8 protein-coding genes are annotated in these 6441 nt (G+C 68.9%); 4 read left to right on the top strand and 4 right to left on the bottom strand.

Annotated elements, in window-relative coordinates; all coding sequences use genetic code 11:
- Positions 1-167: 167 nt before the first annotated feature.
- The 3 genes from I0Q12_RS30740 to I0Q12_RS30730 are packed head-to-tail and all read right to left on the bottom strand — an operon-like array spanning position 168 to position 1842.
- On the bottom strand, positions 168-473 hold the full coding sequence (locus I0Q12_RS30740; RefSeq protein ID WP_197257738.1) for a nucleotide exchange factor GrpE: 306 nt from the start codon (positions 471-473) through the stop codon (positions 168-170).
- A 34-nt stretch (positions 474-507) separates the two neighbouring features.
- On the bottom strand, positions 508-1059 hold the full coding sequence (locus I0Q12_RS30735; RefSeq protein ID WP_197257735.1) for a hypothetical protein: 552 nt from the start codon (positions 1057-1059) through the stop codon (positions 508-510).
- Between the two features lie 33 nt (positions 1060-1092).
- Positions 1093-1842, bottom strand: coding sequence for a hypothetical protein (locus I0Q12_RS30730; protein WP_197257733.1), 750 nt, complete (start codon positions 1840-1842; stop codon positions 1093-1095).
- A gap of 331 nt (positions 1843-2173) precedes the next feature.
- On the opposite strand from I0Q12_RS30730, the gene I0Q12_RS30725 reads away from it, so the two are divergent.
- The 4 genes from I0Q12_RS30725 (at position 2174) to I0Q12_RS30710 (ending at position 5327) form a co-directional block, all read left to right on the top strand.
- On the top strand, positions 2174-2527 hold the full coding sequence (locus I0Q12_RS30725; protein ID WP_197257731.1) for a hypothetical protein: 354 nt from the start codon (positions 2174-2176) through the stop codon (positions 2525-2527).
- A gap of 68 nt (positions 2528-2595) precedes the next feature.
- Positions 2596-3267: a phosphatase PAP2 family protein gene (locus I0Q12_RS30720; protein WP_197257729.1), complete on the top strand. Its 672-nt coding sequence runs from the start codon at positions 2596-2598 to the stop codon at positions 3265-3267.
- A gap of 87 nt (positions 3268-3354) precedes the next feature.
- Positions 3355-3810: a hypothetical protein gene (locus I0Q12_RS30715; protein WP_197257727.1), complete on the top strand. Its 456-nt coding sequence runs from the start codon at positions 3355-3357 to the stop codon at positions 3808-3810.
- A 35-nt stretch (positions 3811-3845) separates the two neighbouring features.
- The gene (locus tag I0Q12_RS30710; protein WP_197257725.1) at positions 3846-5327 is read left to right on the top strand and encodes a carboxylesterase/lipase family protein; all 1482 of its coding nucleotides are present in this window, start codon (positions 3846-3848) and stop codon (positions 5325-5327) included.
- A gap of 155 nt (positions 5328-5482) precedes the next feature.
- Here I0Q12_RS30710 and I0Q12_RS34425 read toward each other — a convergent pair.
- Positions 5483-6441 (bottom strand): thiamine pyrophosphate-dependent enzyme (locus I0Q12_RS34425; RefSeq protein ID WP_231611768.1); only part of this gene is annotated, 959 nt, incomplete at its 5' end.

Below are 6441 nucleotides of genomic sequence, written 5' to 3'. Positions count from 1 at the left end.
CGGTGTGCGGCGGAGGTGTTGGAGGTGCCGAAGTCGACCGCCAGGACCCAGCTCATCTTTCGCTTTCCCTCTCGGAGTTCTGATCTGCCACGCCCTGCCGGCGCGACAACCGTGCGGAGCCTATAGCGCGCCGGATGGCGTCCGCAGGATCGGTTGTCGCCCGCCGCTTATCGCTGCTGCGCGCAGCGCGACGGCGGAACCTTCACGGCCACCTCGACGAACCGCAGGATGTCCGGCCCGAGGCGCCACCCGGGTCGCACCGTCGCGTCGATCGTGTTCTCGTCGGCCGGTGAGGACGCCGGGACGAGCGAGACCGCGCGATGCAGCGTCGGATCGAACGCAATGCCGGGTGGTGCATCGAGACGTTCGACGCCGAGCGCGGCCAGACGCTCGACCGCTACGCCACGTTCCCGATCGTCGGCGGCCACATCCGCCGCCGCGATGAGATCGTCGATGTTCTCACCGGTCACCATGGTGTGTGCCCCTTTGCACTCGGGTCGGATCGGCTCAGGCCGGATCGACGATGCCGTCAGCGGACGTGTAGCTCTCGTCGGCCGTACCGTCACCGTCGGTGTCCCCGTAGACCACGCGGTTTCCGTCGGCGAGCTCGACCTCGACCGATTCCACGACGCCGTCACCGTTCAGGTCGTTCGCGGTCTGCACGACACCGTCCGGGGTGACTGTGGTCGACGACAGCTCGCCGTCCCGCGGTGCGTCGACCGTGCCGTAGCCGGTGTGGATCCGATCCTGCGCGTTCGGCGAGTCCGGGGACGGCACCGGAACGGAGCTCGGTTGCGGCGCAGCAGGTTCGGATCCGGGGAGGGACTCGGGCGAGCGCAGCTGGTCGGTCAGCGAACCCAGCGGAGGCGCGGATGGTTCGGATTCCGTTGCGGCCGTTCCGGGTTGCGTCCGCAGTCCCTCGGCCAGGGACCCCAGCGAGGCCGACGGCGGTACTGCCGGGATCGGATCGGAATCGGGCGGGACGGAAGAGCTTCCGGTGCCGGATGCGGTGTCGAGTGCGGACAGGTCCACGCCGAACGGATCGGTCGAAGCGGCCACGGGGAACTCCTCGGGTTCGGATGGGTCGGGGTGTCAAACCAGGTCGGAGTGGTCCCCGCCCGAGGACGCACCGGAATCGAACGCGCTGGTGTCGACGTAGTCGTCGGCGACTCCGTCACCGTCGAAGTCGACCGCACCGGTGTGCAGGTCCACCGTCGCGTCGACCGAACCGTCTGCGTTCAAATCGAAGACGGCTGCGTCGAAGGTGCCGTCACCGTCGATGTCGACGGCGTTGGCGTCGACGAGACCGTCGCCGTCGGTGTCCATCCCGATCAGATCGACGGTGCCGTCGGCATCGAGGTCGACGAGTCCGGTGTCGGCGATACCGTCGCCGTCGGTGTCGTACTCCTGGACGAGGGCGCCGTCGGGATCGGTGAACTCGTCGAGCAGGACCGGCCGGCCGGCGCCGAGGCTGTCGGTCGAGGTGGAGCCCGTGCTGACCGCGTTGCTGTTCGAGGCGGAGGCCGACGACGCGCTGTCGGACGAATCGGAGGCGGACGAGCGATTGCCGTAGGAGGAATCCGAGCCGGAGGCCGCCGAGGAACCGTAGGACGAGTCCGAGCTGGAGGAGCCGGAGGTCTCGTACCGCTCGTACCGCTCGTAGGACTCGTAGCTGGTCGAGCCTTCCTGAGCGGCCGAGGACGAGCCGTAGGAGGCGTCGCTGTCGAAGGACGAGTTGTTGCCGTAGGAGGAGTCCGAGCGGTCGCTCGTCGTGGACTGCGAGTCCTGGCGACTCGTGGTGCTCGAGCCGATGACGTCGGAGAAGGAGTCGCGGTTCGCCATGTCGGTGCTGCCTTTCGCTCGTCGGGTGTTGCAGATAGGAGGGGCCGAGCCGCGGGAAGGTTCCGGTGCAGCGCCGACTTTTTCGCCGCGACCGCGTTCGGGTGGGGAAACCGCAGCTGGCACCGGGTCGACGCAGTCGGGAATGTGACGCAGATCACCCCAAGGATCTTGGCGGTCGGATTGGTTCGCAACGGTCGGGAACATTCCGGATGTCCCGCGCATCGAACCCGAGACGTGAATGCGACCGCGTTCATCCGTACGACTGCACCAGGGTGTCCGTGCGGACCCTGCACCGCGGGGTCTCGTGTGGCATCGGGGAAAGGGGGGAGCGATGACCGGGAAACAGGATCCGTCGTTGTGGGAGATGCTCGGCCTGGATCGCAACGACACGATCCCCGTGTTGCTGGAGGAGTTGTGGGATCGCATCCTCGAGATCGCCACGGATCCGGACACTCCGGAAATCGGCCTCGATCTGATTCCCGACGACGACATCGACAACATCGGTGACGACGACCTCGGCGCCGACTCGATTCTGCTCGGCGACGACACCGACACGGACCCGCTCGGTCCGCACGGCGACTACGGCTGGACCGTCGTCGAAGACCTCGACCACGAGGGCCTCGATCCGGGTGATCACGACCCCACGCTCGACCCCGGGCCGGGTGGCGACGACCTGAGCTTCTGACCTGGCACGGCCCGGGACCCACCGGCCGGGCTTCTGCGACCCGTGCAGGGACTCGGTAGCGTCGTGTCATGAATTTCGAGGAGGGTTCACCGCCCGGACCTGCACACGTCACCCGGTCGACACTCGCCGCTGCGCTTGCGACGGCCGTCTCCCTGGCCCTCCTCGCCCTTGTCGCCGTCCCGCTCAGGGACTCCGTCTATCGCGCGGTCGCCGGCACGATCGGGCCCTCACCCCTCGCACCGCTCGCCGCCGTCGTCGCGGAGAAGGGACCCCTCGTCCTGGTCGCGACGTTCGCGGTCCTGGCCGTCCGGACGTGGCAGCGTGATCGCCGGGCCTTCGGGACGCTCGTCGCCGGCGGAGCCGGTGCGGTCGTCGCGTACCTGACCAGTGAGGCCGTGAAACTGGTCATCACCGAACCCCGTCCGTGCCGGGCGTCGAACGTGACCACGGTCCTCGAGTGCCCTGCGATCGGGGACTGGTCGTGGCCGTCGAACCATTCGGTGATCGCCGCGTCCCTCGCGACCGCCTGCATTCTCGCGGTACCCCGCATCTTCTGGTTCGCGGCGCCCGTCGCTGTACTCCTCGGTTTCTCCCGTCTCATGGTGGGCGTGCACTACGCGCACGACGTGCTGTCCGGCTTCGCTCTCGGGGTCCTGATCGTGACGACGGCGATCGTCGTGTTGCGGCCCGTCGTCGATCGGGTGTTCACCGTGCCGCGGGAACCCGAGCGGGTCCCCTGACGCTTCGGTCGCCGGGAAGTGCTAAGCCGCGCGCGAATTCCGGTGTCCGGTTAGCATGAGCGCTCGTCGTAGGTCTGGGGGGGACGCATGGTGCGTGCGCTGATCGTCGGATTGTCGTCGGCTCTGGCAGCCGGGGTGCTGGTCGGTGTCGTGTCACGAATCCTGATGCGTGCGGCCACTCTTGCGGTCGGGGGAGAGCCGGGCTTCTCGTGGGGCGGGTCGCTGTTCATCGTGCTGCTCTATGCGGCCGCAATGGTTCCCGGCGGTCTGCTGGCCGCCACCGGGCATCGCTATCGGTGGCTGTCGGCGGCCGGGGTGCTGTTCCTGTTCGTGCCTGCGACCGGCATTGCGAGCGAGGAACTCACGAATCTCGACCACCTGAGCACGCTGCGCCTGTGTCTCGTGGGGGTGCTGGGCTTGTCGATCTATGCGAGTCTGGTGGTGCTGCCGTTCGTCACGGTCCTGATGTTGCGGCGCCTCGAGCGAATCTTCGGGTCGCCCCGACGTTTTCCCGACCCCGTGCCGGTCGGGATGCAAAGATGACGTCGCCAAACCGAAACGGTCGCGAGGAGCCACGGATGGAGCCCATCGTCGAGACAACGCTGGGGCGGGTGCGTGGGACGACCAGCAGCGGAATTTCCGTGTTCAAGGGGATCCCCTACGCGGCCCCGCCGTTCGGCGATCTGCGGTTCGCGGCGCCCGCACCCGCACAGCCCTGGGACGGGGTGCGGGACGCGTTCGAGTTCGGTCCGACCGCGCCGAAACCGCCCTACCGTCCGCCGCTGGACCGGCTGCTGTCGGAGGTCTCGATTCCGGGCGAGGACATCCTCACCCTCAACATCTGGACGCCCGACCTCGAAATGTCGTTGCCGGTGCTCGTGTGGATCCATGGTGGTGCATTCGTCCACGGCAGCAGCGCGGTGCCGCTCTACGACGGCGGTGCGTTCGCGCGCGACGGTGTGGTGTTCGTGTCGATCAACTACCGGCTCGGCGCCGAAGGCTTCGCGTACCTCGAGGGCGCTCCGGCGAACCGGGGTCTGCTCGATCAGGTCGCGGCACTGCGCTGGGTGCGCGAGAACATCGCCGCCTTCGGTGGCAACCCGGACCTGGTGACCGTCGCCGGCGAGTCGGCGGGGGCGATGAGCGTGATGTCGCTGGTGGCGATGCCGGATGCCGAGGGCCTGTTCCGGCGCGCGATCGCGCAGAGCGGCGCGGGGCACTCCGCGATGTCCCTTGCCACGGCCAAGCGGATCTCCGCGGCCCTCGCGGAGGACCTTGGGGTCGAACCGACCCGCGACGGCTTCGCGGGCATCGACCCCGCCGACCTGGTGGAGGCGCAGGAGGCGCTGGCCCGCCGGATCCTCGCCGAGCCCGACCCGCAGCAGTGGGGCGAGGTGGCCGCCGACTCGATGCCGTTCGAACCGTGTGTCGACGGGGCGGTGCTGCCCGGGCGGCCGATCGACCGGATCGTGGCCGGCGCGTCGTCCGACGTCGATGTCCTGATCGGAACGAACGCCGACGAGTACAGCCTGTTCCTCGTGCCGGGTGGTGTCGATCAGGGCATCGACGAGGACGTGCTGCGGATGATGGTGGGCGCGTACGGACTCGACGTGGAGGCCGCCCTCGCCGCCTACCGGGAGTCGCGGCCGGATGCGACGCCGGGTCAGTTGATGACCGCGGTCCTCGGTGACTGGATGTTCCTCATCCCGGCGCTGCGTGTCGCGGAGGCACGCACGGTGCAGCTCCTGTCTACCTACGTGTATCGGTTCGAGTGGCCGTCGAGCCTGTTCGAGGGCCGGTTGGGGGCGACCCATGCGCTAGAGCTCGGTTTCACGTTCGACAACCTCGCGGCCGACGGCGCCCAGCGGCTCACCGGACCGCATCCGCCGCAGGTGCTGGCCGACGACATGCACCGGGCGTGGGTGTCGTTCGTGAGCACGGGCGGGCCCGGCTGGAGTCCGTACGGCGAGTCCCGCACGGTGATGTGTTTCGGCGCGGAGTCCGGGCAGCTGGAGGATCCGGGCGCCGACATGCGCGTGCTCTGGGAGGGAATCCGGTAGGCCGTACCCGGAAGCCGAGCCCACAAACTTAGGTGTGACTCACTTCACGGGTCATCAGGTTCCGTCGTCGGGAGGGCACCTGTTACCGTATCGATACCGCTGACCGCAGCTGAATCAATCGCTGCGGTCAGTTGTTATTTGAGGGGTATTTTTCGTCAGATCCCGGTTGTCGCACGCGGATACGCGGCCTCGACGTCGGTCAGCACGTTGATCAGATACGGAACGTCCGCCGCGAAACCCCGATCCAGCGCCGGCCCGATCTGCCGTGGGTCACGGACCAGTTCACCGACCGCACCGAGTGCCGTCGCCACCTCGTCGTACCGGGTCTCCGGCGCCAGATCTGCGGCGACGTCGTAGCCGTACAGCAACCGCATGGGTCCCTTCTCCAGCCCCCACGCCGAGTTGTTGCCGACGACGATCACCACCGGCAGCTTGTGCCGGACGAGTGTGTCGACGTCCATCAGCGACAGGCCGGCGGCGCCGTCGCCGAGCAACAGGACCACCTGGCTCGACGGGCGCGCGATGCGCGCGGCGATCGCCGCGCCCAGGCCGGCGCCGAGGCACCCGTACGGGCCCGGGTCGAGCCACTGGCCGGGCCGCTTCGGCTCGACGAATTTGCCTGCGAACGAGACGAAGTCGCCGCCGTCGCCGATGACGACCGCGTCGTCGGCCAGTCGCGGCAGCAGCTCGCCGTAGATGCGGGCCGGGTGGATCGGGTCGGAATCTGCGCCGAGCAACACCGCATCGCGGGCCGTCGCCGCGTCGACCTCGCTGCGCAGCAGGTTCACCCAGTCGTCGGTGTGGGGCCGGGCGGGCAGTGCGGCGAGGATTCCGTCCAGGCACGAGGTGAGGTCGCCGGACGCCGAGCCCGCGAGGCTCGCGTGCGCCGACACCTGCCCCGGGCTGTCGGCGATGTGAACGACCTGCGCGTCGGGTGCCCCGTCCCGACCCCCGAAGCGGCCGTAACCGAGCCGGAAATCCAGCGGCGTTCCGACGACGATCGCCAGGTCGCAGGTGCCGACGGCGGTCCCGCGCGCCTTCGTCACCAGCAGCGGGTGCCCGCCGGGGACCGTGCCGCGACCCATGCCGTTGGTGATGGCGGGGACCTGGAGTT

The sequence above is a fragment of the Rhodococcus sp. CX genome, assembly GCF_015865005.1.
In the GTDB taxonomy this organism is placed as follows: domain Bacteria; phylum Actinomycetota; class Actinomycetes; order Mycobacteriales; family Mycobacteriaceae; genus Rhodococcus.
The sequence above is the reverse complement of the archived record's forward strand: the minus strand, read 5'-3'. Positions and strand labels throughout refer to the sequence as shown.

What these genes read in the sequence shown, in the direction of transcription:
- I0Q12_RS30725 (WP_197257731.1), top strand. Translation starts at nt 2,174, where the DNA reads ATGACCGGGAAACAGGATCCGTCGTTGTGGGAGATGCTCGGCCTGGAT.
- I0Q12_RS30720 (WP_197257729.1), top strand. Translation starts at nt 2,596, where the DNA reads ATGAATTTCGAGGAGGGTTCACCGCCCGGACCTGCACACGTCACCCGG.
- I0Q12_RS30740 (WP_197257738.1), bottom strand. Translation starts at nt 473, where the DNA reads ATGGTGACCGGTGAGAACATCGACGATCTCATCGCGGCGGCGGATGTG.
- I0Q12_RS30715 (WP_197257727.1), top strand. Translation starts at nt 3,355, where the DNA reads ATGGTGCGTGCGCTGATCGTCGGATTGTCGTCGGCTCTGGCAGCCGGG.
- I0Q12_RS30710 (WP_197257725.1), top strand. Translation starts at nt 3,846, where the DNA reads ATGGAGCCCATCGTCGAGACAACGCTGGGGCGGGTGCGTGGGACGACC.
- I0Q12_RS30730 (WP_197257733.1), bottom strand. Translation starts at nt 1,842, where the DNA reads ATGGCGAACCGCGACTCCTTCTCCGACGTCATCGGCTCGAGCACCACG.